Source organism: Rahnella sikkimica (assembly GCF_002951615.1).
GTDB classification, from domain to species: domain Bacteria; phylum Pseudomonadota; class Gammaproteobacteria; order Enterobacterales; family Enterobacteriaceae; genus Rahnella; species Rahnella sikkimica.
This window is the reverse complement of sequence record NZ_CP019062.1, coordinates 3,450,674-3,476,597: the sequence shown is the minus strand read 5'-3', so window position 1 is coordinate 3,476,597 and position 25,924 is coordinate 3,450,674. Positions and strand designations below refer to the sequence as shown.

The following is a 25,924-nucleotide window of genomic DNA, read 5'->3' as shown; positions in this document are numbered from 1 at the left end:
AGACGTAACCGCCCTTCGGGGTGGTTTTCGTAGGTCAGGATTTGCGCCCTAGTCCCCAGCACACCAGTCCTGCGACCACCAGCGACGGAAGGGTCGCGCCGATGTCCGGCAGCAGGTGAGCCATCAAATGATAGACCGCGATACCGATAATCCATGCTGCCAGTGAATGCACATTCAGGTCTTTATGGGTCTGAGCGTGCAGAACAAAATGATGCGTCAGCACCACGCCAAACAGCGGCGCAAACACCGAGCCAATCAGCAGCAGGAAGTTTTCGTACTGCGTGAGCGGAACGCCCCAGGCAATCAGCGTACACAACAGGCCGATGCCGAGCGTCAGTTTTCCGATCCCGACGGGTACGGAAGTGCCCGCAGAAACCGCCGCCGAGTGAATATCGGCAAAGGCGTTTTCATGTTCATCCACCAGAATCAGCAGCAGCGGAATACCGAACGCGACGCCGGAAAGCGCCAGAAGTAACGCATTGGTGTCGGAGGATGTGCTGACAAAAGCCAGGGTATACGCCACGCCGAGCGACATCATCCAGACGCTTCCGAGGAAATATCCGCAGGCGGTGCCCCAGAAATTTTGCTGGGCAGATTTGCCGAAACGCGTGTAATCCGACACCAGCGGCAGCCAGGAAAAAGCCATCGAAACCACGATGTCGCAGGCCAGCGCGAAAGGCATCGAGCCATCTCCGGCTTTGTGCCACAGCGTTAATAAATCGGCGTGCAGGAACAGATAACCGGTCAGCCACGCGCAACTCGCCAGCAATAACCAGATGCCCCAGCGGCGCAGCACGACGCGGATAAACGCCAGCGGGCCGCTGGCTGCCAGCAGTGTGGCGACGGCACCAAAGATGAATGTCCACATCGTCGGATTGGCCCAGACACTTTCCCCGCCCCATGCACGTTTTGCCAGAAGGCTGGCCGCATCGCGCATCACCACGATTTCGAACGCGCCCCAGCCAATCAGCTGGATCAGATTGAAGATGACCGGCAACGCGACGCCACGTTTACCCAGACTGAGTTTCAGCGAGGCCATCGAAGACAAACCGGTCTGGCCGCCAATCACGCCGACCAGCGCCAGCAGCCCGACGCCGAGAGCGGAACCGAGCACAATGGCAGCAATCGAACCCGCCAGCCCTAATCCGGGTGCCAGAATTGCACCGGCCTGCAAGACCATCAGGCCCATGCCTAACGAAAACCACAGCGAGAATAAATCGGACCAGCCGAGAACCCGTGATTTTTCCAGAACTGAAGCCTGAGGAGAATAAATACTATTATCTTTCATGGGGTTAATTTGGTTGCCACAGCGAACGTCTGTTATAGCATAGTGCGGTGAGGATCTGATGACGGGCGGTTTTTTTATGTCTGATTTTCCTTCTCCGGCCAAACCGCTATTTTTGCCGGAAGGTGATGAGGGTAGAATGCCGCCATGCTTTTCACCAAACGATAAAGAGTGACGGACCCGAATGAACGATAAAGTAAAACAAGACGATATTAACAAAGCACTTTGGGACGCCTGCGATACCTTCCGTGGCACTATCAGCGCGGATACCTATAAAGATTTCATCCTGACCATGCTGTTTCTGAAATACATCTCTGACGTCTGGCAGGATCATTACGATACTTATCAGAAAGAGCACGGCGATTCCCCTGAGTTAATTGAAGCGCTGATGAAAAGTGAGCGTTTTGTTCTGCCGCGTGACGCCAGCTTTTATGCTTTATATGACCGCCGTTATGAAGCAAAAAACGGTGAGCGTATTGATAAGGCGTTGCAGGCTATTGAAGAAGAGAACGGTACCAAATTGAAGGAAGCCGGTACCAGCGTGTTTCAGGATATCTCCTTCAACACCCATAAATTGGGCGAAGAAAAACAGAAGAACGAAATTCTGCGTGCTCTCCTTGAACACTTTGATAAGCCAGAACTTAACCTTAAATTAAGTCGCGTCGGTACGCTGGATGTGATCGGCAATGCCTACGAATATCTGATCAAGAGATTTGCTGCGGGTGGCGGGCAGAAAGCCGGTGAGTTTTATACCCCGCCGGAAGTGTCTGATTTAATGGCGGAACTGTTAGACCCACAGCCCGGCGACACGATTTGTGACCCGGCCTGTGGCTCGGCATCGTTGTTGATCAAATGTGGTGCCCGCGTGCGCACTAAGCACGGCTCAAAAAACTATGCGCTTTTTGGTCAGGAAGCCATTGGCTCTACCTGGGCGCTGGCGAAAATGAACATGTTTTTGCACGGCGAAGATAACCACAGAATTGAGTGGGGTGACACGCTTCGTAACCCGAAATTGCTGGATAAGAAAGGTGGCCTGATGCTGTTTAGTCTGGTAACCGCCAACCCGCCGTTTAGCCTCTCAGATTGGTGGGCTCAGGATGAACTCGGTAATAACGAAGTCGATAAATTCGACCGCTTCCATCGGGGAATGCCGCCTAAAACCAAAGGTGATTTTGCGTTTATTTCGCATATGCTCGAAACCCTCGATCCGGTAAAGGGTCGCATGGGCGTTGTTGTTCCGCACGGCGTGCTGTTTCGCGGCTCCAGCGAAGGGAAGATTCGCCAGCAGGTCATCGACGAAAACCTGCTGGATGCGGTGATCGGCCTGCCGGAAAAACTGTTTTACGGCACCGGTATTCCGGCGGCGATCCTCATTTTCAAAAAGAATAAAATCGATAAAAACGTGCTATTTATCGATGCCAGCCGGGAATATAAATCTAATAAAAACCAGAACGAACTCAGCCCGGAAAATATCGCCAAAATCGTTGCCACTTACCGCGAAGGCGACAGCGTAGAGAAATACGCCTATATCGCCAGCCTGAAAGAGATTCAGGACAACGACTACAACCTGAATATCCCGCGCTATGTCGATACCTTTGAAGAAGAAGAGGAAATCGATCTGGTCGCTGTTCGGGAAGAGCGTCTGGCATTAACCGCTCAGCTCAATGCGCTGGAAGTGGAAATGGCGGGATATCTGAAGGAGCTGGGTTATGAGTAAGATTCCGGAGAATTGGGAGAAAACCACTTTTGAAAAATTCATATCTATAAAACATGGTTTTGCTTTCAAGAGTGAATTTTTCTCTGAGCAAGGTGATTATGTACTTTTAACTCCTGGGCATTTTTATGAGCATGGCGGTTTCCGTGACCAAAAGCACAAGACTAAATATTACACTGGGGATATTCCTAACGGATATATTCTTAATAAAGGTAGTGTTTTATTAGCAATGACTGAGCAAGCCGCAGGATTGTTAGGTAGTGCTATTTCTATTCCCTTGGATGGCAAGTATTTACATAATCAGAGATTAGGCCTGATAAGTATTACGGACCCTAAGCGTATAGACCTTAATTTTATATATTTAATATATAACTCTCCTGATGTAAGAAAACAGATTGCTGAGCAAGCCTCAGGTACAAAGGTAAAACATACTTCGCCTGATCGATTGCGCAATGTGTTGGTTTTACTCCCCCCACTCCCAGAACAAACAAAAATCGCCAAAATCCTCTCTACCTGGGATAAGGCGATTACAACCACGGAACATCTTATCGGCAACAGTCAGCAGCAGAAAAAATCGCTGATGCAGAGTTTGTTGACCGGGAAGAAGCGGCTGCCGGGGTTTGAGGGAGAGTGGAATTATACTAGATTAGGTGAGATATCATTACTAACCGCAGGAGCGACACCACTTACTAGTAAAAAAGAGTATTGGGATGGAGATATACCGTGGATGAATTCGGGAGAAATAAATCTTAAAAAAGTATATGAAGTTACAGGGCGTATCACTGAACTTGGCCTTTCTAACTCCAGTGCAAAAATACTCCCGAGAGATTGTTTGCTAATAGCATTGGCTGGGCAAGGAAAGACGCGGGGTACTGTTGCATTAAATAAAATTGAGTTATGTACAAACCAGTCTATAGCTGCTGCTATTTTCAACCCCCAAAAAGCTTACGCTGAGTTTATATATCAAAATATGGATAGCCGATACAGTGAGCTACGTTCACTTTCAGGAGGTGATGGAGGACGAGGCGGGCTAAATCTTTCTATTTTACGATCAGTGGAAATAAATCTTCCCCCACTCCCAGAACAACAAAAAATCGCCGCCGTTCTCACCGCCGCAGATAACGAAATAGAGCTTCTGCAAAAGAAACTGGCCTTCCTGAAACAGGAAAAGGCGGCCCTGATGCAGCAATTGCTGACCGGCAAGCGCCGGGTGAACGTGGAGACAGCCTGATGGATGAGAAAGTGACAACGGCTCCGGCGGGAGAATTTGTTCTGTTTCAAAGCGCTGACGGGCGCGTACGGCTGGAATGTCGCTTTGAGTCAGATACGTTGTGGCTTTCTCAGGCAGGGATGTCAGAGCTTTATCAGGTCACACCGCAGGCAATCACCCAGCATATCAAAGCGGTTTATGCAGAAGGTGAACATGCTCAAAGTTCAACCTGTAAGGATTACTTACAAGTTCAAACCGAAGGCGTAAGGCAGATAAACCGGCAGATCCGTCATTATAATTTGGCAGTGATTCTGTCCGTCGGCTATCGCGTCCGTTCTGCCAGGGGTACGCAGTTCCGCCAGTGGGCAACGCAAACCCTGCAGGAATATGTCATTAAAGGGTTTGTGATGGACGATGTGCGGCTGAAAAATCCGCCTGTCGGGCAATCGGTGGTGCCGGATTATTTCGATGAGATGCTGGAACGCATCCGCGATATTCGTGCCAGCGAGCGCCGCATTTATTTGCGCATTAAAGATATATTTGCCATGGCAGCGGATTATCAGCCGTCGGATAAAGAAACCGCCCGGTTCTTTCAGGCCATCCAGAACAAATTACATTTTGCCTGCACCGGTTTAACCGCGGCGGAAATCATCGCTCAGCGTGCTGACGTTAATCTGCCTGATATGGGGCTGACCAGTTTCAAATATGACAACGTGCGTAAAACCGATATCACCATCGCCAAAAATTATCTGCGCGAAGAGGAAATCGACCAGCTCAACCGTATTATCTCCATGTGGCTGGATTACGCCGAAGACCAGACTAAACGCCGTCAGCAGATATTCTTAAAAAGCTGGCAGGATAAGCTGGAACAGTTTCTTAATTTTAATGAACTGGATATTTTGCAGGGCAGCGGTAAAACCAGTAAAAAAGAAGCTGATGAAAAAGCCTGCCAGCAATATGAACAATTCACCGAACAGCGTCGTCGCCTGAAAGAAGCGGAAGGCGCGAAAAGCAATATTGAGGCACTTCACGCCATTGCGCAGAAAAAGGACTAACTGATGTCGCAACCCGGGCTGCACACGCCACCGAAGTTTGAAGAAGAATACATCGCCAAATTACCGGCGCTGACTTTGCTGACCCACATGGGCTGGCGTTTTCTTTCTCCGCAGCAGGCGCTGGACGCCCGCGACGGCAAACAGGACAGCGTGGTATTGCGCGAAGAGCTGCGCCGGGTGCTGCAAACCCGCCGTTTTCATTACGCCGGAAAAGAACATCCGTTATCCGAAAAATCTGTCGAAAACATTATCAGTGAAGTGTGCAGCCCGGCGCTCAACGAAGGGCTGAAGCTGGCGAATCAGCGTATGCATAATCATTTGCTGTATGGCATCACGGTGACCGAGTTTATTGATGGCCGTAAAACCAGCCAGACCGTTGAACTGGTGGACTGGAAAAATATCGCCAATAACAGCTTCCTGGTGACCGAAGAGTTTCGCGTCACCCGCACCGGCGGCATCGGGTCCTCGCATTTTGATTGCCGGAAACCGGATATCGTCGGTTTTGTGAATGGCATTCCGATGGTGGTGATCGAGGCTAAGCGCCCGGTCAATCAGGGCAAGAAAGGCCCGACACTCGAAGAAGGTATTTCCCAAAACCTGCGTAATCAGATGCATGACGAAATCCCGCATCTGTTCGTCTACAGCCAGATACTGCTCTCGATTAACGGCAGCGACGGGCGCTACGCCACCTGCGGCACACCGCTGAAATTCTGGGGTGGCTGGCGCGAAGAAGATATCACCGATGCTGAAATGCTGGCGGTGAAGAATAAAAAACTTAGCCCGCAGCAAATCACCCGCCTGTTCAGCCACCGTAAACCCGAAGATTTAGACTGGTATCAGAAACTGATTGCGGGCGGGAAACTGGCTGTGACCGGCCAGGATCAGATGCTTATCAGCCTGCTTTTACCGGCGCGTTTGCTGGACATGATCCGCCTGTATACCTTGTTCGACAAAAAGATTGGCAGAGTGATTGCCCGCTATCAGCAGGTGTTCGGCATCAAACGTCTGACGGACCGCATTAAGCTGAAAAACGCCAAAGGTGGCCGCGAGGGCGGTGTTATCTGGCATACCACCGGTTCAGGGAAATCGCTGACGATGGTGCTGTTCAGCAAGGCGCTTCTGCTGGATGACTCGCTGAAAGCCTGCCGGTTTATCATCGTTACCGACCGCGTTGATCTGCAAGCCCAGCTCAGCAAGAGCTTCGCTTCGGGCGATCAGTTATCCGGGAAAAATGATTTCAGGAATGCGATGGCCACCTCCGGCGCGCGGCTGGCGGAACAGATCAGTAAAGGTAAAGAGCGGATTATCTTCTCGCTTATTCAGAAATTTACGTCGGCAACCGAATTGCCCGAATGTTACAACGACGACGCCAATATTGTTGTGCTGATCGACGAAGGCCACCGCAGTCAGGGCGGCGAAAACCATATCCGCATGAAACTCGCGTTGCCGAATGCCGCATTTGTCGCGTTTACCGGTACGCCGTTGCTCAAAGACGACAAAACGACCAACAAATTTGGGCCGATAGTTCACGCCTACACCATGCAGCGCGCGGTGGAGGATAAAGCCGTATCGCCGCTGCTGTATGAAGAGAGAAAACCTGAGCTGAACGTGAACGAGAAAGCCGTCGACAGCTGGTTTGACCGCATCACGAAAGGATTAAGCGAGGCGCAGCGCGCTGACTTAAAGCGTAAGTATTCCCGTAAAGGTCAAGTGCAAAGCGCCGATGATCGTATCCGCTTAATCGCGCTCGACGTCGCCAATCATTTCAGTAAACACATCGCCGACGGGCTGAAAGGCCAGCTGGCGTGCGACAGTAAACTTTCCGCCATCAAATACAAAAAGTACCTCGATGAAGCCGGTCTGTTTGAGTCTGCAGTGGTCATGAGCCCGCCGGACACCCGCGAGGGCAATACCGACATCGACGAAGCCACGCTGCCAGCAGTCTCAAAATGGTGGAAGGATAACGTCGGCAGCCAGGATGAACGCAAATATACTCAGGCACTGATTACCCGCTTTGAGAAAGATGAAAACCTGAAGCTGCTGATCGTAGTCGATAAATTGCTGACGGGCTTTGATGAGCCGCAGAACGCCGTGCTTTACATCGATAAATCGCTGAAAGGCCACAACCTGATCCAGGCCATTGCCCGCGTAAACCGGCTGCATGACAAAAAGAAAGAAGGTCTGCTGATCGACTATCGCGGCGTGCTGGCCGAGCTGGATACCACAATTGCCAAATATCAGGATCTGGCATCACGCACGCAGGGCGGATATGACATCAACGATATCGACGGCCTGTATAATCAGATGAGCAGCGAATATAAGCGTCTGCCTCTGTTATACAAAACGCTGTGGGCGATTTTCGACGGTGTAAATACCGGTGATGCGGAACAGCTGCGTCAGGTGCTGGTGCCGAAAATGGAACAGCGCAACGGCGAGTTTGTGGATATCCATCTGAAGGCGCGGGAAGATTTTTACGAGGCGCTCAGTGCGTTTTCCAGCTGTCTGAAAGTGGCATTGCAGTCGGCGACTTTCTTCGAAGACAACAGTTTTAGTGATGCTGACCGTTATAATTACAAAGAGACCGTGCGCCAGCTTTCGATTTTGCGTCTGCAAATTAAAGAGGACGCCGGTGAAACGGTAGATTACGAAGAATATGCCAGCCAGGTAAAAAATCTGCTGGATAAACACGTGGTCGGCGTGCAGATACAGGAGCCGGAGGCGGTCTATGACGTCTCAAAAATGGGGCGGCACAAACCGAAAACCCCCGATGCTTCCTGGTCGGAAGATAAAACCCGCAATGAAACTGACATCATCAAAACCCGCGTTACGAAAATGATTGAACAGGATTTGCATGATGATCCGTATGCCCGCGAACAGTTCTCCACCTTATTACTGAAAACTATCGAAGAAGCTGAAAAGCAGTTCGATCACCCGTCAAAGCAATATCTGTTGTATACCGAATTCATGCAGGACGTTGAAAACCGCCGGTTACAGGACATCCCGGATGCTTTTGGCAGCAATAAACACGCACAGGCTTATTACGGCGTTTTCAAAAAAGCCTTACCTCAGGTGTTTGCGGTGGCAGACTCGCAGGTTGAAAAGAAATGGACAGAACTGGCGTTTATCGTTGATACCGCCGTTGACCGCGCCGTCACTGAAAATTCTATTAATACGCAAAATATCGAATCAGCGATCCGTACCAGTTTGCTGCCGTGTTTATTCCAAGAATGTAAAAGCGTTGGCGCGGGTATCCATCAGGTGAATATGATTATTGAAAGCGTGGTGCAAATCACCCGCGTCGGCCTGTCCGGTGTCTGAGGGATAAAATGAGCGTCCGAATTGCAGTCCCGCGTCCGCAAAAAGCGTCACCGAACCTGTGTTTTCACTACGGGGATGAGCGGATTTGTTTTGAAATCAGCGTCCGGCGTAGCCAGAAAAGCAAAGTGCTGATCAAAGTGCATCCGGACTGCCGGATACAGGTGGCTGCGCCTGAAAACAGCTCAGATGAAGAAGTGCTCGGCGCGGTGAAAAAACGCGGCCGCTGGATCTGGCAACAGCTGCGGGAGTTTCGTGCCCAGCAACAGCACATCACCGACCGGCAATATATCAGCGGCGAAAGCCACTACTACCTCGGCAAGCAGTACATGCTGAAAATCCTGGTTGAGCCTGCGCAGAGACAGCGCGTCAAAATGCTGCGCGGCAGGCTGGAAATTACCGTACGGGAAAGAAACCCGGAGCGGATCCGGGTTTTACTCAATGAATGGTACAAAGACCGCGCCAAAGAGGTTTTCGCCAGACGGCTGGAAGAAATGCTCGGGCAGGCGTTATGGGTCAGTGACCGGCCACCTTTGCGTGTTCAGACCATGCAAACCCAGTGGGGAAGCTGTTCACCGCAAGGGCGCATTACGCTGAACCCTCATCTGGTGAAAGCGCCGCGTGAATGCATCGATTACGTAATTTTGCATGAGCTTTGTCATCTTGCTGAACACAATCACAGCGAGCAGTTTTACCGCCTGATGAAACAGGTCATGCCGCACTGGGAAAAAATCAAATCTCACCTTGATGGCATGGCCGCCGCGCTGCTCAATGGGAGCCATGCGGGATAATTGTGTCAGGAGCAAGATCATGAAAAAACAACAAGGTTTAGCCGATGAACTCGCTTTATTAGACAGCGTTGAGTTGGCGCGGTTTATTGTTTCGCTTTATGGTGAAGATGACTTTTTGGATGCAAAAATAGAGCGACTCTTACTCAAAAAAGACATCAGTGAATTAGTTAAATCCCTCAAAAAAGAGATCAAATCTCTGGGCCGATCCACCTATTTTTACAGTTATTACCAAGCAGGTGAACTGGCTGAAGAAATCTATCAGTTACAGATGGATATCGAGAATACTGTTTTACCGGGCTCACCCGATTTGGCATTTAAATTAGCCGACGATCTTCTGGATACTGCAGAAAATAGCCTGAACCGTTGTGATGATTCGGATGGCAGCGTCGGCGACGTTTATCGGGATACTTGTTTACTGTGGTTAAAAACAGCCAGCCTGAGCGCTGTGCCGGCAACAGGTTGGGTGCCGGTTATCAAAAAATTAGCTGATAATAATGATTATGGCGTTCTGGATTTGTTATTGCCGAATGCAAACCAGTTACTTTCAGAAGATGAATTAAGGCAACTGGCAGATTATTACGAGCGAGGGTTAGTTGCTTCGCTGAAGAAGAAAAAAGGCGACATAGAATCTATAAACTGGTCGGTTAATCTTCACAGTATTGCTGAGGCTTTGAAAGATCCTACTCTGTTCATCAGAGCGACTCTGTTGGGAAGCCCTGAGCCAAATTCTCTGCAAATGGAAAGCATGGTTCAATTCAGTCTTAGCTGCAGCGCTTATGATGAAGCCCTGAATTGGTTGCAAAAAGACTGGGGAGAACATGGGAGGAACAAACCTGATGCAAGACGTTTGTCGTTATTAGCCGAGTGTTATCTGGGATTAAATCAACCGGAAAAACACCTGAGCACATTGATTGAGCTGATGGATGCCAGCCCGACGTTTGAGAATTTTCAACGAGTGCAACCTTTGGTTTCTGAGGAGTATGCAAGGGAATTACGCGAAAAGCTGATTGTTTTGGTCTCGAATGAAACAGAGCTTTACGATCAACTGGACCCATTACTCAAGCTTGGGGAAAATTCTAAAGCCGAAAAAATCGCGATTGAACAGGCTGTTGAATTCTCTGAGTGGCATTATATCCAGTTAGTTTCACTGCTGGGTAAAGTGCCTGAGGAGAACAGACTTTTCCGCATCATCCTGCTACGCACTCTGACAGACGATATTTTAGAACGCGGTAGAACACAGGCTTATCATCACGGTGCCCGTTATTTACAGCAATTAGATCAGCTCGATAAAAATATAGATGCTTATTCTTCATTGCAAAACCATGTCGAGTATATGGCGAAAGTTAAAGCCAAACACGGGCGTAAATACAGTTTCTGGGCGCAGTACAATAAGGCGTCATGATCATTTCGAATGCTGTCACTTAGAGTGAATAACAACCACCCCCAACCTTTCCAGCAAATGGCTTTGCTGCCAGTCGTCGATTTTCACGCCGTCGAGATCGACTTTCCGGAGATTTAATTCGCCCAGGTCGGAATTGGTCAGGTCGCAGTGGGTGATGTTCACATTATTCCAGTCGAACTCGGTGAATTCTCCGCCGGAAAGGTCGGAGCCGCTGAGGTTCGCGCCTTGCACATTGGCGCCGGTCCAGCGGTTTTCCCACAGCTCACATTTTTCCAGAATGACTTTGCTGAAGTTGGCGTAGCTGAAGTTATTTTTGGTCATGAACGCGCTGCAAAACCAGGTGCGGGTAGTGATCATATTCATAAAGCTGGCACCGCTGAAATCTGCGCCGGTGGCTTTGCTTTCGCGGATCTCCAGACCGAGCGCCTGAATGTTTTTGAAATCAGCCATTGTCAGGTCGCAGTGTTTAAAACTGGCGTCCTGGAGTTTTGCGTGCTGGAACGAGCAGCCGGTTTGTTCGTCGTCATCGTAAAACAGACAGTTCGTAAAAGCGGTTTCCGACAAATCGCAGCTGTCGAAATGGCAGCGGTAAAAGCGGCAATTTTCCAGTGTTTCGCCGGTGAATTGTTTCACGCCAAAACGCTGGCCGGTGAAAGTCTGGTCTTTAATCATGATGGTTTCCTGCCATTTTTACGCGCTGCGAAGGGCAATATCCTGACAGAAAAATTCCCCTGAAAATATTGAAACCCCTTGTCATCACACGATTACCTTACGCACTTCTTTTGCCGGATCGGCGACCGGGGTCTATTCTCAATGGCTTAACGGAGCAATTTCTCTTAATCAGATAAGGAAGACTGAAATGCGTTTGTCCTACCTCTTTTTGGCAACCAGTCTGGCCATGAGCCAGTTTGCAGGCGCTGCGCAGAGCGTGCAGCCCGCCACGCAGGAGCCCGTCATGAACCATGCCATTGTTAAAGATAATCCGTTTCTGAAACCGAGCCCGCTTGAATATCAGGCACCGCAATTCAATCTGTATAAAGACAGCGATTATGAACCGGCGTTGCTCGAAGGTATCCGTCAGAAACTTGCCGACGTCGATAAAATAGCCAACGACTCTTCACCCCCGACGTTCGAAAATACCTATGTGGCGCTGGAAAAATCCGGCGGCACGTTGCAGCGCGTACAGAGCGTTTTCGGCGCGATGACCGGCGCGAATACCAACGATACGCTGCAAAAAATTGATGAAGATACCTCGCCAAAGCTGGCGGCGATGGACGACAGCATTCATCTCAACAGCAAATTATTTGCCCGCCTGAAAACCGTGTATAACCAGCGCAATACCCTGAAGCTGGATGCGGAATCGCAGCGTCTGATTGAAGTGACGTACAAAGATTTTGAGCTGGCGGGCGCGAATCTTTCGGATGCCGATAAAGACAATCTCAAAGCGCTGAACCAGCAGGCGGCGACGCTGAGTACGCAGTTCACCAATAAACTCCTCGCGGCGACAAAAGCGGGCGGGCTGACGGTAAATGATAAAGCGCAGCTTGCCGGGCTGAGCGAAGCTGAACTTTCCGCCGCGGCGCAGGCGGCCAAAGACCGCAAGCTGGATAACGCGTGGTTGCTGGTGCTGCAAAACACCACGCAGCAGCCTTTATTGCAGTCGCTGGAAAACCGCGATACGCGCAAGGCGCTGTACGATGCGTCCATCAATCGCGCTGAAAAAGGCGATGCCAACGATACGCGTGAGCTTATCGCGAAACTGGCGAAAGTCCGCGCAGAACAGGCCATAGTGCTTGGATTCCCGAGCTATGCGGCGTGGAAGCTGGAAGACCAGATGGCGAAAACGCCGCAGGCTGCGCTGGATTTCATGCACAAAATTGTGCCAGCCGCGACTGCCCGCGCGGAGCGTGAGGCGAAAGATATTCAGTCAGAAATCGATAAGCAAAAGGGCGGATTCAGCGTAGCGGCCTGGGACTGGCAGCATTACGCCCAGCAGGTCCGCAAAGAGAAATACGATCTCGACGATGCGCAGATCAAACCGTACTTCGAGCTGAATAACGTGCTGGAAAACGGCGTATTCTACGCGGCAAATCTGCTGTACGGCATCACGTTTAAAGAGCGCAAAGACCTGCCAGTCTGGAACCCGGATGTGCGCGTTTTTGAAGTCTTCGATAAAGACGGCAAATCGATGGCGCTGTTTTACGCCGATTATTATCAGCGTGATAACAAAGGCGGCGGCGCGTGGATGAGTAATTTCGTCGATCAGTCCAAACTGCTCGGCACCAAACCGGTGATTTACAACGTCGCTAACTTCCAGAAACCGGCGGCGGGGCAACCGGCGTTGTTGTCGTGGGATGACGTGATCACGATGTTCCACGAGTTCGGCCATACGCTGCACGGGCTGTTTGCCGACCAGCAATATCCAAGCCTTTCAGGCACTGCAACGCCGCGCGATTTCGTCGAGTTCCCGTCCCAGTTTAACGAGCACTGGGCGAGTGACCCGAAAGTGTTTACTCACTTCGCGAAGCATTATCAGACCGGCGAAGTCATGCCGCAGGCTTTGCAGGACAAAATCGAGAAAGCCAGCAAGTTTAATAAAGGTTATGACATGACCGAGCTGCTGGCCGCCGCGCTGCTCGACATGCACTGGCACAGCCTGAGCGCCACGGAACCACAGCAGGATGTCGATAAGTTCGAAGCCGAATCGCTGGCGAAGGACAAAGTGAATCTGGCGTACGTGCCGCCGCGCTACCGTTCCAGCTATTTCCAGCATATCTGGGGGAATGGCTACGCCGCCGGGTATTACGCGTATCTGTGGACAGAAATGCTGGCCGACGATGCCTTTGCCGGGATCACCGAACAAGGCGGCCTGACGCGGGAAAATGGTCAGAAATTCCGTGATCAAATCCTCTCGCGCGGCAACAGTGAGGATCTGGAAAAACTGTATAAAACCTGGCGCGGCAAAGCACCGTCCATTGAGCCGATGCTGAAAAACCGGGGGCTGGAAGAGTAATTCACTCCGCTATGAAATCAGGCCCTGACCGCCGTGCGTTCAGGGCTTTTTTTACGCTGTCCGCGCCGCCAGCCGGTGCCCCATCCAGAAGAACACCAGCCCGCCCGCCGACGCGGCAATCAGCGCGATAAACATCACCGGCGGCGCGGCGTAACTAAGCAGAAATCCGCACATCACCGGGTTTATCGCGCCGCCGAGATTGCTCAGGTTTTGCATCCCGTAGTAGCTGCCTTTCATGTTTTCCGGCGCGATATAGTCGATAAACATGTATTCGACCGGAATGACGATCAGCTCGCCGAAGCTGAAAATCGCCATCGCGATGATCCAGAACAGCACCGATTGCCCGGCGGTCATGAACCCAATCAGGCCGATGATGAAGAAAATCGTACCAAGCAGCAGCCATTTCAGCAGGCTTTTTTGTTTCATCCGGCTGCTTAGCGCGTACTGGAAGACGATCACGATGACGGCGTTGGTGATCATTACAGCGCCGATAATTTTGTACGCAAACGCCGCGTTGGAAACCAGAATCAGATATTGCGACAGATAACCGGCGAACTGCCCGAAGACGACCGAACCCAGCGTGCTGCCGAGCGTGAAGTAAATCAGGCGGCGATCATGAGCCAGAATGCTGAGCGTCTGGCGCAGGTTAGGTTTGGGCAGCGGTTTTTGTTCCAGCTCAGTTTGCGGTGGTTTTTGCGGGATATTACGCAATCCCCAGCCGAGTGAAATCACGGTGCCCAGCGCCAGCACGCCGGAAATAATAAACGGCAGCATCGGGCTGAAACCGGCCAGCCAGACGCCCAGAGACGACCCGACGGCCCAGCCGACGTTCACCAGCGTGTAGTTCATCGAGAAGGCTTTGACTCGCTTTTCAACCGGTAACCAGCTGGCGATACAGGCTTTAAGCGTAATACTCAGCAGGGCGTAAGACGCATTGAGCAGCGCCAGCACCAGCAAAACGCCGGTGACATTCGGCAGCATCGGCAACAGCAAAAAACTCAGGCCGAACGAACTGATCGACACTGTAATCAGCGTCCGGTGATTAAATTTGTCCACCAGATAACCGCCGTACAGGCTGCTGAGAATACCGATCGCCAGGCTGGCCCCCAGAATAATCCCGACGCTTTTGGGCAGCAGATGATAGTGCTCAGTCAGATAAATCGTGATAAACGGCAGAGTGACACCACGTCCGATAGTAAGCACTAACGAACTGGCGAGCAGCGCAAGGATCAGCGGCGGCATTCCCTTCATTCTCGAGGCATTCCCTAATTCAGAGCAACATTTCCGCTACATGATAGTCGAGTCTGCGCAGTATTTTTCGGTACAAAAAGAAGGGATTAAAGAGAGTTGCGCGGGAGTCACCCGCGCGGTCAGGATTTCGCTCAGCGCTTCTGCGGCCCCAGCCCGTTGAAGAGCAGCAGGGCGACGTGTTTACGCAGCATGTCGGGGGAAATCAGCGAGCCACCTTCTTTTCTCATTTTCATGGAGGCCATCGGGAACAGCGTCAGGCCGAACAATGAAATAAACAGCAGTGCCGGATTCAGATCCGGGTTCAGACGTCCTTCGGCCTGCCAGCGGGCAATCGATTCATGAACGATTTTGCGGTTTTTGTCGCCATTACGTTCTTCCATGCGTTTTTTTAGCATACCGCTTTCACTGATTACTTCCCGCACCCACAGCGGCGCGACCCACGGGTATTTTTCCGCGGCATCAATCATGCATTGCGCCATGTGCGTAATCGCCATCAGCGGGTCGTAGGCGTGGGTTTCAAAAATATCGGTAAATCCGGCGCGTACCGGCTGAAAACGTTCGTCGATCATGACGTCCAGCAACTGCTCGCGGGTATTAAAATAGTAATGCAGCATGGCGGTGGTCACGCCCGCTTCTTTGGCAATCTGGCTCAGCGGCGTTTCGGCGATACCGTATTGGGCAAACAGTTTCAGAGCGGCATCGAGCAGCAATTCCCGCTTGTCCGTGCCTTTTTTGACGCTGCGCGGGCGTCCCGGACGGCGTGCGGGCGTTTGATCCTTTTGTGCGGATCCTGTCGTTTCTGAGATTTTTCTGTCTGTCATAAGCGGTTTGATCCATTGACCGGATGAGGTGGATGCTTCAATATTAATTATACAGTTAATTAATTAAAAGTCAGGAAACTATTCATGACAACTATACATTCAGCGCAGAGTGATGTCGCAGAACAGAAGCCGTCGATAAAGCTGCTGTTCTCCGCACTGATGCTGGTCATGCTGCTGGCCGCGCTCGACCAGACGATTGTTTCCACCGCGCTGCCGACGATTGTCAGTGAGCTGGGCGGGCTGGATCAGCTTTCGTGGGTGGTGACGTCTTACCTGCTGGCGTCCACCATTGTCGTACCGCTGTACGGTAAATTCGGCGATTTGCTTGGCCGCAAAATCGTCCTGCAAACCGCCATCGTGGTATTCCTGCTCGGGTCGGTATTGTGCGGGCTGGCGCAGAACATGACGCAGCTGATCCTGATGCGTGCCTTGCAGGGGCTGGGCGGCGGCGGGCTGATGGTGGTCAGTATGGCCGCCGTGGGCGATGTGATACCGCCGTCTGAGCGCGGGAAATATCAGGGATTATTCGGCGGCGTATTTGGCCTCGCGACGGTTATCGGGCCGCTGATCGGCGGTTTCCTGGTCGAACATATTTCGTGGCGCTGGATTTTCTACATCAACCTGCCACTGGGTATTTTCGCGCTGCTGGTCATCGGCGTGGCGCTGAAATCGCAGACCGCGCGCATCCGCCATGAAATCGACTTCCTCGGCGCGGGCTATCTGGCGGCGGCGCTGACCTGCATCATTTTATTCACCAGCGAAGGCGGCACGGTCTATCAGTGGTCGGATCCGCAGCTGTGGTGCATTCTGGCGTTCGGACTTGTCACGCTCGGCGGCTTCATTTATGAAGAAACGCTGGCCGCAGAACCGATTATTCCGCTTGGGTTATTCCGCGACCGCACGTTCCTGCTGAGCTGCGCCATCAGCTTTATTATCGGGATGTCGCTGATGGGGTCGATGACATTCCTGCCACTGTATTTGCAGGTGGTAAAAGGCTCGACGCCGTCACAAGCCGGGATGCAGTTACTGCCGCTGATGGGCGCGCTGCTGGTCAGTTCGATTATCAGTGGACGGATTATAAGCCGCATCGGGCGTTACCGTATTTTCCCGATCCTCGGGACATTACTGAGTTTCGCCGGCATGGTTTTACTGGGCTTTCTGAAAGTCGGCACGCCGCTTCATATGTTGTATCTCTACATCGGCGTGCTCGGTTTCGGGTTGGGCATGGTGATGCAGGTGCTGGTGCTGGCGGTGCAAAACTCGGTGTCGATGAAGCAAATGGGCGTTGCGACGTCCGGCGTTACGCTGTTTCGTTCAATCGGCGGTTCGATTGGCGTGGCGATGTTCGGCGCGATTTTCACGCATGTTTTGCGTAATCAGCTCGAAGCGCTGATCCCCGAAGGAACGCAGCTCCCGCGCTCAATGGGTGCGCAGGCCGTTCAGCAATTGCCTGCTGCAATCCGCGACGATTATTTGCAGGCATTCGGCACGGCGCTGCACTCGGTGTACCAGATCGCCGCAGGCGTGATGGTGCTGGCGTTTATTCTTTCTCTGCTGCAAAAAGAGGGCGTGCTGAAGAAAGAGCAAACCCGCCTTTAAGTTGTTTTCACTGGCGGTGGTGAATTTCTTTCACTCCGCCAGAGTTGCAATTAAAAATCCCCGTTCGATCTCCTTTCTGTTATTAATGCCTTTTGATGACTTCCTGATCTGTTATTATTTTAACAGAGTAAATATATTATTTTGCTGAATGTTTATCTGAGGCGTCCTCCTAATAATATATAAATCACTGCGCGTTATTTCATAACAATAAGGATATTGGCATGTTCTCATCATTGAGTCGAAGTGTCGGGTATTTTGGCGACAACTTATTCCATGACGTTATCGAGGTGCAGTATAGGTTGAAGAATTCCGGTTTTCCTGATCTGGTGGTTGATGGCAACTGTGGTCAGAAAACTGTCGCGGCGATTTCACAGGGAAATGCTCGTCTGGATGCCACTGTGCCGCCAGCGAGTGACATGCCGGTGTCGGGTGGCGTAAGACGTAATGTTAGGAAATCAGAGTTGAATGTTTTCTACAATGGAGTTTATGTACGATGAGATTATTAATGGTTTATTTTTTTATTACCTTTGCCTCTGTGAGTTGCCATGCTGAAGGCTATACGCTGCACGCCGGACATCCAGACTTTGAAGGGCAACATTTTGATATTGATTTAAAATACAATTGTCCTGAAGGCGAGATGACTTGTAAGGATGTTGATTACGACGGGATTAACAAGAAAACAGGAGCGAGATTGCATCTCAAAGGCCGCGTAATGTTCAATTCTCATAGCTATGATTTTCAGGGGTATATATTTGACAACGGGGATTATAGTTATGTTCTGAATCCTGATAACTCTAAAGAGACAGATTCAGGGCAAGTTTGGAATTTAAACGTATTTTACAAAGAAGAGGTCATAGCAACCGACCAGGGCATTATGCATTAGCGTTTAACACTATTGTATTTTAATCATGAAGCCATGTTCTGATAATTATTTACCCCCCCCGCATTGATTAAATTGTTTATTTAATGCCAATCAATAAGCCAAATGAATATTATTTCTGGGTAAAGCGCTAAAAACCTTCTACGCTTAAAGGTTGCGTAACGTCATGCAAACCAGAACATCAGGGCAGGACAGCCCTGACGATAAATCCATTAAGAGGTGTACCATGCTTTTTCGCCGGTTCGAGCGAATGATCGACATTTTTCGGGAGGCTCCGGGGGCTGAGCCGCCGGGCAAAGTCTGGCCTTTTTATCTTTATTATCTGCGTCAGGTCTGGCCGAGTTTTGCAGTATTGCTGGTGGTCGGGCTGGTGGCGTCACTGATTGAAGTGTCGCTGTTTAGCTATCTCAGTCAGATTATCGATCTCACCAAAGACACACCGCCGGGCAGCTTTTTCTCCGACCACATGGGCGAACTGCTGTGGATGGCGGCGGTGGCGATGATCATGCGGCCGGTATTTTTCGGGCTGAATGATTTGCTGGTTCACCAGACGCTGACGCCCGGCATGACCAGCATGATCCGCTGGCAGAATCATAAATACGTCCTCAGGCAGAGCCTCAACTTTTTCCAGAGTGATTTTGCCGGGCGTATTGCCCAGCGCATCATGCAGACCGGCAGTTCACTGCGCGATTCCGCGGTACAAATGGTCGATGCCATCTGGCACGTGGTGATTTACGCCGCCAGCGCATTGTTCCTGTTTGCCCAAGCCGACTGGCGTCTGATGATCCCGCTGATTGTCTGGATTTTCTGTTACGCCATTTGCCTGTGGTATTTCGTTCCGCGCGTGAAGCAGCGTTCGGTTGAATCGTCCGAAGCCCGTTCGAAACTGATGGGCTGCATTGTGGATGGCTATACCAATATTTCCACGCTGAAACTTTTCGCGCATACGGATATGGAACAGCAGTACGCGCGCGAAGCCATCACCGAGCAGACCGTTAAAACCCAGCTCGCTGGCCGCCTGTTAACCGGCATGGCGTTTGCGATCACCACGCTCAACGGCCTGCTGATTGTTGCCAGCACCGGGCTGGCGCTGTGGCTGTGGACACAATCGCTGATCACCGTCGGGGCTATCGCGCTGGCGACGGGGCTGGTGATTCGTATCGTGAATATGTCCGGCTGGATTATGTGGGTGGTGAACGGTATTTTCGAGAACATCGGTACGGTGCAGGACGGCCTGCATACCATCGCGCAGCCGCTGACCGTCACGGATAAACCGCAGGCACCGGCGCTGAAAGTCGATCGGGGTGCGATCCGTTTTGATCACGTGGAATTTAATTATGGTAAAGAGAACTACGGAAAAGGCAGCCCGGTGATCCGGAATCTTGATCTGGCGATCCGCCCCGGTGAGAAGATCGGCCTGATCGGGCCTTCCGGCGCGGGAAAATCCACGCTGGTCAATCTGTTGTTGCGGTTATACGACATCGACGGCGGGCGGATTTTAATTGATGAGCAGAATATTGCCGACGTCACGCAGGGCAGCCTGCGCGCACAAATCGGTATGATCACGCAGGACACGTCGCTGCTGCACCGTTCGATTCGCGACAATCTGCTGTACGGCAGACCGGCCGCGACGGATGAAGAATTGCAGCTGGCGATACGTCAGGCGCGTGCCGACGAATTCATTCCGCAGCTTTATGATTCACTGGGGCGAACCGGGCTGGATGCGCACGTCGGCGAGCGCGGTGTGAAACTCTCCGGCGGGCAACGTCAGCGTATTGCGATTGCGCGCGTGTTACTGAAAAACGCGCCAATTCTGATTATGGACGAAGCCACCTCGGCGCTTGATTCGGAAGTGGAAGCGGCGATTCAGGAAAGCCTGGAAACGCTGATGGGCGGGAAAACGGTGATTGCGATTGCGCACCGGTTATCGACCATTGCCAAAATGGACCGTCTGGTGGTGCTGGAAAAAGGGCAGATTGTCGAGACGGGAAGTCACGCCGAACTGCTGGCGCACGGCGGTCTGTATGCCCGTTTATGGCAGCATCAGACCGGCGGATTTGTCGGGATGGATTAAGCCCGCACGTTAAGACGCATCGTGCCGGTAGGGCAGCACTTCACGGGCTTCATCGGCCCAGCGCTGCACGCCGGCACGTTCTTCCACCAGAAAATCTTCGACGGCGTCGCGCAGACCCGGATGCCGTAGATAGTGCCAGGAGTCAGTGATCACCGGCTCAAAGCCGCGCAGCAGTTTATGTTCGCCCTGCGCGCCCGCGTCGAACCGCGCCAGCCCGTGCGCAATCGCGTATTCCATCCCCTGATAGAAACAGGTTTCGAAGTGCAGCCGGTCGAATTCCGCCAGACATCCCCAGTAGCGGCCATAAAACGTATCGCCGCTGATTAAGCTGAACGCCATCGCCACGTCGCGGCCATTTTGCTGCGCCATTACCACGCGGATCGCCTCCGGCATTCTTTCTGCCAGCAGACTGAAAAAGTCGCGGGTCAGGTAGGGCGACTGCCCGCGTATCCGGTAGGTATTGCTGTAGCAGGCGTAGACGAAATCCCACTGTGTTTCGGTCAGCTCTGCGCCTTCCCGCCACACAAAATCAATGCCCTGCGCCGCCACCTGTTCACGTTCCTTGCGGAACTGTTTGCGCTTGCGCGAAGTGAGCGCGTCGAGATAATCCTGAAAATCGCGGTAGTCGCGGTTTTGCCAGTGATACTGGCAGCCCAGCCGGTGTTGCCACACGGCTTCATCGCCAAGTAGCCGGTTGGCGCGGGTATCGGTGAAATTGATGTGCGCGCTGGTCAGTCCGTTTTCGACGAGATATTCCGGCAATGCCTGTATCAGGTTTACCGCCGCCGCTTCATCGCCCAGCAGCCGTGCGCCGGTCACCGGGCTGAACGGCACGGCACCCAACCATTTCGGATAATACGCAATGCCCGAACGCTGGCAGGCATCCGCCCAGCCCTGATCAAATACATATTCGCCGTAAGAATGGCGTTTTCGATAGCCGGGAATGGCCGCCAGAATTTTGCCGTTTTCCCGCCACAGAAGATGTTCCGGACGCCAGCCGGAGTCCGGCCCCAGGCTGCCGCTGTCTTCGAGCGTGGATAAAAACGCATGGCTGAGGAACGGTTGCTGGGCAGGCACCAGCGCATCCCACTGCGCGGCGGGCAAATCGGCCAGACGGTTTAACGGCATAACGGGCATCAGTTTTCTCACTCTGGTGGAAAAGGCGGTAGCGCGTTCAGATTATAATGATTAGTGATTTAGCGGGCGCTGATTTATGCCCGTCATACTTCAAGCTGCTTATGCGTTGGCTACACCCGTTCACCCCAGTCACTTACCGGAGTAAGCTCCCGGTGATTCACGGCTTTGCTGCCTTTAAGCAACTCGAATTATTTTGGGTAGAGTGCTCTGGAAAGGATTATTTCAAATAACGAATGGCGTAATTCTCTGATTTACCTTCCGGAATATTAACCACAATATTCCGGATGATAATTAATTTTACGGTATGCGAAAGATTAATTAACTGGCTCTGACTTCCGGATTATCTGACAGCGAAATAAAGCTGGCGCTCTTCGCATCAAAGGCTTCAATGCAGCCTGATTCAATATCATAAACCCAGCCGTGCAGGGTCACTTCGCCTTTCGCTAATGCCACCGCCACGCAGGGATGCGTGCGCAGGTTGCTCAGCTGTGCAATCACATTCTGATGCACCATGCCGTTGACGCGCGCTTCCGGCGTCTCGTGTTCAGTGGCTTCGTTGATGGCTTTCGCCGCATCGGAATAACGCAGCCAGTGAGCCACGGCAGGCATGTGATCCAGACAGGTACAGTTGGCGATTGCGCCCATCGCACCACAGTTGGAATGCCCGCAGATCACGATATCTTTCACGCCCAGCGCCTTCACGGCGTACTCAACGGTGGCAGAAACGCCGCCCGGTTCCGGCCCGAAAGGTGGCACGATGTTACCGGCGTTGCGGATAACAAACAGTTCGCCCGGTTCACGCTGCGTGACTAATTCCGGCACTAACCGGCTGTCAGAGCAGGATATAAACAGGGTCTTAGGATTTTGGTTTAATGCGAGTTCTTTGAATAACTTAGAGCGTTGTGGAAACGCCTCTTTCTGGAATCTGAGGAAGCCTTCAATTACGTCTTTCATAGGGGAATTTCCTGTATTTCAATCGCAACGATACTGCCATGAAAAAAAAGGCAGATCAATCAGACGGAAAATCACTACTCTTTATAAGGTAAATCAGTTTGCCTAAAATATTATAAATTTCAGTGCGGAAGAATTTTATCCGGTGTTTTTTATTATCGTCTCTTTATCTCTGCGCGTTCCGCCCCCATTATTTCTCTGTACCCAAAATCAAGGAGTCTGTATGACAATCGAATACGCTATCTTCGGTGGCGGCTGTTTCTGGTGTACGGAAGCGGTGTTCAAAGACGTCATCGGCGTCGAGTCGGTGGAAAGTGTTTACACTGGCGGCGCGCGTCCGAACCCGACGTATGAGCAGGTTTGCACCGGCGTAACCGGTCACGCAGAAGCCATTCGCGTCGGTTTTGACCCGGCGAAACTCAGTTACGGCGATTTGCTGGATATTCACTTCGTCACGCATGATCCGACCCAGCTGAACCGGCAGGGAAATGACGTCGGCACGCAATACCGTTCGGTGATATTCCCCGCCGGTGAGCAGCAAAAAGCCGAAGCGGAAGCCGCTATTTTGCGCGCGCAGCAGGATCACAGCGATCCGGTGGTCACCAGCATTGAGCCGTTGGGCGAAGTGTTTGTGGCGGAAGGCTATCACCAGAATTACTGGGAAGGTGCCGGGCAGCAGAACCGCTATTGCATGGCCGTGATCCCGCCGAAACTGCAAAAGCTGCGTAAGGGTTTTGCGCAGCGGACGAAATCGTTGAATCCGTAAACGGTAAAAGCCAGAACACGCGTTCTGGCTTTTTTTGGCTCAAAATCCGTAGCGGATGGCGTCCTTACTTTTTTGCATCAGTGCATCGATTTTCTGCGAATATACCTCCAGCCCCCTGCCGTCACCGGCTTCTGAGCACTGACGACGCCGCGCGTTATACGCCTTCATCAGCTGCGCCTGCGCGAAACCGGGCTTTCCGTAACACGCCATACTCTGCTCCCAACAGGCAATGGCGGCCTCCAGATCCTGCTGTTCCTGATACTCTTTTCCCAGTTCGTTGAGCGCTTTGGCCGATTCCTGCGGCGGCAGCTGTTGCGATAAAATCTGCTCAATACGCGTATCCATTATTTTTTCCATCTGGAATGCCCTCCGGCTTAATTAATGGAAGAAGTTGAGAATATGGCCGAACACCAGCCCGACGCCGATGACATCCGAGTCACTGAATGTCACGTTCGAGAAGCCGAATTTACCCAGCAGCGGCAGCAGCAGCGCCGGTAACAGCGTGATAAACAGGCCGTGGAAGATACCGCCGATAATCGCGCCGCGACGCCCGCCGACGGCGTTACCGAAGATACCCGCCGTACCGCCCGCGAAGAAGTTGGTCAGCATACCCGGCAAAATCATCGCCAGCCCGAGACTCGGGAACAGGAACATGCCGATGACTGAACCGATGGTGGTCGAGATAAAGCCGATGATGACCGCGTTCGGCGCGTAAGGGAAAAGTACCGGGCAATCGAGCGCCGGAATGGCGTTGGGCACGATGCGCAGGGCGATCCCACGGAAAGCCGGGACGATTTCCGCCAGCAGAAGACGCACACCGGAGAGCAGCACGTAAACGCCGACCACAAACTGAATGGATTGCAGGAACGAGTAGACCAGATAGTTAACGCTGTTAGCGAAAGGCGCGACCACTTCCGGGCCTGCGGCGATGGCGGGGATCAGGTAAATCGGGATCATCACCACCATCATCGACAGATAGGTGTCTTGCAGGAAGGAGAGGGCCTGTGGCAACTCGAGATCTTCGGTGCTTTTATTGACGTTACCGGTGATTTTCGCCACGCCAGCCTGCACGATGTAACCGATAGTGCAGAAATGGCCGAGCGCAAAGTCATCGGAACCGGTAATTTTGCGCACAATCGGTTGTGCCAGCACCGGCATACCGACCGCCATCACACCGGCAATGACGCCGCCGGTAATGATCAGCTCCGCACCGCGCAGGCCGCCCATATAACCGATGACGGAACAGACGGTCGCCATCCACAGCGACGCCTGACCGGTGAGGAAGATGTATTTAAAGCGGGTCAGACGCGCAATCAGGATATTGACGATAAATGCCAGCACCATAATTAAGGCCGTTTCCCGCCCGAGCGTTTGTTGTGCGATACCGGCGATTGAGCCGACGTCGGTGACCACGCCGCGCATATGGAAACCTTTCTGGAATATTTCACCCAGGAAGTTCAGTGCATTCACAATAATACTGGCACCGGAAAGTAAAACCAGAAATCCGAGCAGCGTTTTTAATGTGCCGGTAATAATTTGTCCCGGACTTTTCTTTAATGCAATCAGGCCAATCATAGCGATCAGAGAGATTAATATTGATGCCTGGCCTAATACATCATTGACAATAAAGTGAAGGAAAGACATAAGCGTCCCCTGTAGTAGAGATGTAGAGTTGTTCTATTGGAATAAAATATTTTTATTATCAGACAGCCAGGTGACCCATTTCCTGAAGAACAGGCGTCAGCTTATCTTTTATTTCGTTCTTATCCACCAGGCGTTTCAGATAAATAATATTGGCGCTGATGGTGTAATGCTGGAACTGCGATCTGAAGTTTTCGCCGGTCATAATAATATCGGCCCGGGATGAGGTGGCGCTGGAAATATCGCAGTGTGATAAATCCGCCTCCACGCCTAAATCTTTCAGCGCGGCTTCGATACTCATTTCACAGGCAAAACTGCTGCCTAAACCCGCACCGCATACCGCAAGAATAGATAACTTTTTCATCATGTTTCCTTAGGTTCTTTGTAGGTGTTCATTAAGGGTTATGCTCGTCTCTCTACACTTCACGTCTAAAACTGCCGGATAATGTCTAATGCTTCCTGCTTGTTTTTACTTTGTTTTAATTTTTTCGCTGCCTCATCATCGCAGAACAGGTGAGAAAGGCTGGCGATCATTTCAATGTGCGAATGGCTGTCAACGGCGGCCAGCGCGAAGATGACATAGACCGGATCGTTATCTTCACTGCCGAATTCAACACCTTCTGAAACAATCACCAGAGAGAGTGCGGTTCTGACCGCACCTTCTTCTGGCCGGGCATGTGGCATGGCAATCCCTTCACCCAAAACATAATAAGGGCCGATTTCACGGTGCATGTCATATATCGCCTGAAGATAACGACTTTCGGCGGCACCGGAATCAATTAAAGGTTGCACAGCTAATGCGACGGCACTTTGCCAGTCTTTTATTCTGGTGATAAGGGTGGTGTTATTTTCATTAATCCAGTCGCTTAACATAATACCTCTTCACATTAATAGGGCCTTTTCTCAGTATGATATTTAATCAAAATAAAAACTGTGATCTATCCAATCCTATTTGCCATTAATGAAAGATAATAATTTCAAACGACATGAAAGAATTAATGATAGTAGGGCATTAGCCT

Annotated in this window: 22 protein-coding genes; 12 read left to right on the top strand and 10 right to left on the bottom strand. The window is 51.6% G+C overall.

Features of this window, described 5'->3' with window-relative positions; translation table 11 throughout:
- Positions 1 to 34 precede the first annotated feature (34 nt).
- Complete coding sequence (gene cytX / locus BV494_RS16090) at positions 35 to 1,288, bottom strand: putative hydroxymethylpyrimidine transporter CytX (RefSeq protein WP_104923760.1); 1,254 nt, start codon at positions 1,286 to 1,288, stop codon at positions 35 to 37.
- A gap of 181 nt (positions 1,289 to 1,469) precedes the next feature.
- Between cytX and BV494_RS16085 the strand changes: the two genes are divergently transcribed.
- The 6 genes from BV494_RS16085 to BV494_RS16060 are packed head-to-tail and all read left to right on the top strand — an operon-like array spanning position 1,470 to position 10,772.
- Positions 1,470 to 3,002 carry a type I restriction-modification system subunit M gene (locus tag BV494_RS16085; protein ID WP_104923759.1) on the top strand — a complete coding sequence of 511 codons (1,533 nt, stop codon included), beginning with the start codon at positions 1,470 to 1,472 and terminating at the stop codon, positions 3,000 to 3,002.
- On the top strand, positions 2,995 to 4,230 hold the full coding sequence (locus BV494_RS16080; RefSeq protein ID WP_104923758.1) for a restriction endonuclease subunit S: 1,236 nt from the start codon (positions 2,995 to 2,997) through the stop codon (positions 4,228 to 4,230). The genes BV494_RS16085 and BV494_RS16080 overlap by 8 nt, the downstream gene beginning before the upstream one ends.
- Positions 4,230 to 5,264, top strand: a complete 1,035-nt coding sequence (locus BV494_RS16075; protein ID WP_104923757.1) for a virulence RhuM family protein — start codon at positions 4,230 to 4,232, stop codon at positions 5,262 to 5,264. Before BV494_RS16080 ends, BV494_RS16075 begins: the two co-directional genes overlap by 1 nt.
- Before the next feature lie 3 nt (positions 5,265 to 5,267).
- A complete protein-coding gene (locus BV494_RS16070) occupies positions 5,268 to 8,582 on the top strand; it encodes a type I restriction endonuclease subunit R (protein ID WP_104923756.1) in 3,315 nt (1,104 codons plus the stop codon).
- Positions 8,583 to 8,590: 8 nt separating this feature from the next.
- Entirely contained in the window at positions 8,591 to 9,370 is a 780-nt protein-coding gene (locus BV494_RS16065; RefSeq protein WP_104923755.1) for a M48 family metallopeptidase, read from the top strand.
- A 19-nt stretch (positions 9,371 to 9,389) separates the two neighbouring features.
- Positions 9,390 to 10,772: a DUF6880 family protein gene (locus BV494_RS16060; protein ID WP_104923754.1), complete on the top strand. Its 1,383-nt coding sequence runs from the start codon at positions 9,390 to 9,392 to the stop codon at positions 10,770 to 10,772.
- A 15-nt stretch (positions 10,773 to 10,787) separates the two neighbouring features.
- Here the strand turns inward: BV494_RS16060 and BV494_RS16055 are convergent, their stop codons facing one another.
- Positions 10,788 to 11,444, bottom strand: coding sequence for a Qnr family pentapeptide repeat protein (locus BV494_RS16055; protein WP_104923753.1), 657 nt, complete (start codon positions 11,442 to 11,444; stop codon positions 10,788 to 10,790).
- A gap of 187 nt (positions 11,445 to 11,631) precedes the next feature.
- Between BV494_RS16055 and dcp the strand changes: the two genes are divergently transcribed.
- The gene (gene dcp, locus BV494_RS16050) at positions 11,632 to 13,785 is read left to right on the top strand and encodes a peptidyl-dipeptidase Dcp (protein ID WP_104923752.1); all 2,154 of its coding nucleotides are present in this window, start codon (positions 11,632 to 11,634) and stop codon (positions 13,783 to 13,785) included.
- Positions 13,786 to 13,836: 51 nt separating this feature from the next.
- Here the strand turns inward: dcp and BV494_RS16045 are convergent, their stop codons facing one another.
- Together BV494_RS16045 and BV494_RS16040 are read right to left on the bottom strand one after the other, a co-directional pair.
- On the bottom strand, positions 13,837 to 15,036 hold the full coding sequence (locus BV494_RS16045; protein WP_104923751.1) for an MFS transporter: 1,200 nt from the start codon (positions 15,034 to 15,036) through the stop codon (positions 13,837 to 13,839).
- 131 nt (positions 15,037 to 15,167) lie between these two features.
- Positions 15,168 to 15,857, bottom strand: a complete 690-nt coding sequence (locus BV494_RS16040; RefSeq protein WP_104923750.1) for a TetR/AcrR family transcriptional regulator — start codon at positions 15,855 to 15,857, stop codon at positions 15,168 to 15,170.
- Positions 15,858 to 15,941: 84 nt separating this feature from the next.
- Between BV494_RS16040 and BV494_RS16035 the strand changes: the two genes are divergently transcribed.
- The 4 genes from BV494_RS16035 to BV494_RS16020 all read left to right on the top strand — a co-directional run bounded on the left by BV494_RS16035 (position 15,942) and on the right by BV494_RS16020 (position 20,410).
- Positions 15,942 to 17,456, top strand: coding sequence for an MDR family MFS transporter (locus tag BV494_RS16035; RefSeq protein ID WP_104923749.1), 1,515 nt, complete (start codon positions 15,942 to 15,944; stop codon positions 17,454 to 17,456).
- Positions 17,457 to 17,677: 221 nt separating this feature from the next.
- Entirely contained in the window at positions 17,678 to 17,953 is a 276-nt protein-coding gene (locus BV494_RS16030) for a peptidoglycan-binding domain-containing protein (protein WP_104923748.1), read from the top strand.
- Entirely contained in the window at positions 17,950 to 18,339 is a 390-nt protein-coding gene (locus BV494_RS16025; protein WP_104923747.1) for a hypothetical protein, read from the top strand. Before BV494_RS16030 ends, BV494_RS16025 begins: the two co-directional genes overlap by 4 nt.
- Before the next feature lie 223 nt (positions 18,340 to 18,562).
- The gene (locus BV494_RS16020; protein WP_104923746.1) at positions 18,563 to 20,410 is read left to right on the top strand and encodes an ABC transporter ATP-binding protein; all 1,848 of its coding nucleotides are present in this window, start codon (positions 18,563 to 18,565) and stop codon (positions 20,408 to 20,410) included.
- A 9-nt stretch (positions 20,411 to 20,419) separates the two neighbouring features.
- On the opposite strand, the gene BV494_RS16015 is transcribed toward BV494_RS16020, so the two are convergent.
- Together BV494_RS16015 and BV494_RS16005 are read right to left on the bottom strand one after the other, a co-directional pair.
- Positions 20,420 to 21,547: a GNAT family N-acetyltransferase gene (locus BV494_RS16015; protein WP_104923745.1), complete on the bottom strand. Its 1,128-nt coding sequence runs from the start codon at positions 21,545 to 21,547 to the stop codon at positions 20,420 to 20,422.
- 318 nt (positions 21,548 to 21,865) lie between these two features.
- Positions 21,866 to 22,501 carry a carbonic anhydrase gene (locus BV494_RS16005; RefSeq protein WP_104923744.1) on the bottom strand — a complete coding sequence of 212 codons (636 nt, stop codon included), beginning with the start codon at positions 22,499 to 22,501 and terminating at the stop codon, positions 21,866 to 21,868.
- A 220-nt stretch (positions 22,502 to 22,721) separates the two neighbouring features.
- Between BV494_RS16005 and msrA the strand changes: the two genes are divergently transcribed.
- Complete coding sequence (gene msrA, locus BV494_RS16000; protein WP_104923743.1) at positions 22,722 to 23,264, top strand: peptide-methionine (S)-S-oxide reductase MsrA; 543 nt, start codon at positions 22,722 to 22,724, stop codon at positions 23,262 to 23,264.
- Positions 23,265 to 23,303: 39 nt separating this feature from the next.
- On the opposite strand, the gene BV494_RS15995 is transcribed toward msrA, so the two are convergent.
- The 4 genes from BV494_RS15995 to BV494_RS15980 all read right to left on the bottom strand — a co-directional run bounded on the left by BV494_RS15995 (position 23,304) and on the right by BV494_RS15980 (position 25,778).
- Positions 23,304 to 23,609, bottom strand: a complete 306-nt coding sequence (locus BV494_RS15995; RefSeq protein ID WP_104924819.1) for a hypothetical protein — start codon at positions 23,607 to 23,609, stop codon at positions 23,304 to 23,306.
- A gap of 33 nt (positions 23,610 to 23,642) precedes the next feature.
- Positions 23,643 to 24,908 carry a PTS sugar transporter subunit IIC gene (locus BV494_RS15990; protein WP_104923742.1) on the bottom strand — a complete coding sequence of 422 codons (1,266 nt, stop codon included), beginning with the start codon at positions 24,906 to 24,908 and terminating at the stop codon, positions 23,643 to 23,645.
- A gap of 58 nt (positions 24,909 to 24,966) precedes the next feature.
- A complete protein-coding gene (locus BV494_RS15985) occupies positions 24,967 to 25,269 on the bottom strand; it encodes a PTS sugar transporter subunit IIB (protein ID WP_104923741.1) in 303 nt (100 codons plus the stop codon).
- A 65-nt stretch (positions 25,270 to 25,334) separates the two neighbouring features.
- Positions 25,335 to 25,778 (bottom strand): PTS sugar transporter subunit IIA, encoded by a 444-nt coding sequence (locus BV494_RS15980; protein ID WP_104923740.1) that lies wholly within the window; start codon positions 25,776 to 25,778, stop codon positions 25,335 to 25,337.
- Between the last annotated feature and the right edge of the window lie 146 nt (positions 25,779 to 25,924).

Excerpts from the sequence above, each read along its gene's own strand:
- BV494_RS15995 (WP_104924819.1), bottom strand. The coding sequence starts at position 23,609 with ATGGATACGCGTATTGAGCAGATTTTATCGCAACAGCTGCCGCCGCAG.
- BV494_RS16065 (WP_104923755.1), top strand. The coding sequence starts at position 8,591 with ATGAGCGTCCGAATTGCAGTCCCGCGTCCGCAAAAAGCGTCACCGAAC.
- BV494_RS16030 (WP_104923748.1), top strand. The coding sequence starts at position 17,678 with ATGTTCTCATCATTGAGTCGAAGTGTCGGGTATTTTGGCGACAACTTA.
- BV494_RS16060 (WP_104923754.1), top strand. The coding sequence starts at position 9,390 with ATGAAAAAACAACAAGGTTTAGCCGATGAACTCGCTTTATTAGACAGC.
- BV494_RS15985 (WP_104923741.1), bottom strand. The coding sequence starts at position 25,269 with ATGAAAAAGTTATCTATTCTTGCGGTATGCGGTGCGGGTTTAGGCAGC.
- BV494_RS16020 (WP_104923746.1), top strand. The coding sequence starts at position 18,563 with ATGCTTTTTCGCCGGTTCGAGCGAATGATCGACATTTTTCGGGAGGCT.
- msrA (WP_104923743.1), top strand. The coding sequence starts at position 22,722 with ATGACAATCGAATACGCTATCTTCGGTGGCGGCTGTTTCTGGTGTACG.
- BV494_RS15980 (WP_104923740.1), bottom strand. The coding sequence starts at position 25,778 with ATGTTAAGCGACTGGATTAATGAAAATAACACCACCCTTATCACCAGA.
- BV494_RS15990 (WP_104923742.1), bottom strand. The coding sequence starts at position 24,908 with ATGTCTTTCCTTCACTTTATTGTCAATGATGTATTAGGCCAGGCATCA.
- BV494_RS16040 (WP_104923750.1), bottom strand. The coding sequence starts at position 15,857 with ATGACAGACAGAAAAATCTCAGAAACGACAGGATCCGCACAAAAGGAT.
- BV494_RS16015 (WP_104923745.1), bottom strand. The coding sequence starts at position 21,547 with ATGCCCGTTATGCCGTTAAACCGTCTGGCCGATTTGCCCGCCGCGCAG.
- BV494_RS16085 (WP_104923759.1), top strand. The coding sequence starts at position 1,470 with ATGAACGATAAAGTAAAACAAGACGATATTAACAAAGCACTTTGGGAC.
- BV494_RS16005 (WP_104923744.1), bottom strand. The coding sequence starts at position 22,501 with ATGAAAGACGTAATTGAAGGCTTCCTCAGATTCCAGAAAGAGGCGTTT.
- dcp (WP_104923752.1), top strand. The coding sequence starts at position 11,632 with ATGCGTTTGTCCTACCTCTTTTTGGCAACCAGTCTGGCCATGAGCCAG.
- cytX (WP_104923760.1), bottom strand. The coding sequence starts at position 1,288 with ATGAAAGATAATAGTATTTATTCTCCTCAGGCTTCAGTTCTGGAAAAA.
- BV494_RS16025 (WP_104923747.1), top strand. The coding sequence starts at position 17,950 with ATGAGATTATTAATGGTTTATTTTTTTATTACCTTTGCCTCTGTGAGT.
- BV494_RS16070 (WP_104923756.1), top strand. The coding sequence starts at position 5,268 with ATGTCGCAACCCGGGCTGCACACGCCACCGAAGTTTGAAGAAGAATAC.
- BV494_RS16045 (WP_104923751.1), bottom strand. The coding sequence starts at position 15,036 with ATGAAGGGAATGCCGCCGCTGATCCTTGCGCTGCTCGCCAGTTCGTTA.
- BV494_RS16035 (WP_104923749.1), top strand. The coding sequence starts at position 15,942 with ATGACAACTATACATTCAGCGCAGAGTGATGTCGCAGAACAGAAGCCG.
- BV494_RS16055 (WP_104923753.1), bottom strand. The coding sequence starts at position 11,444 with ATGATTAAAGACCAGACTTTCACCGGCCAGCGTTTTGGCGTGAAACAA.
- BV494_RS16080 (WP_104923758.1), top strand. The coding sequence starts at position 2,995 with ATGAGTAAGATTCCGGAGAATTGGGAGAAAACCACTTTTGAAAAATTC.
- BV494_RS16075 (WP_104923757.1), top strand. The coding sequence starts at position 4,230 with ATGGATGAGAAAGTGACAACGGCTCCGGCGGGAGAATTTGTTCTGTTT.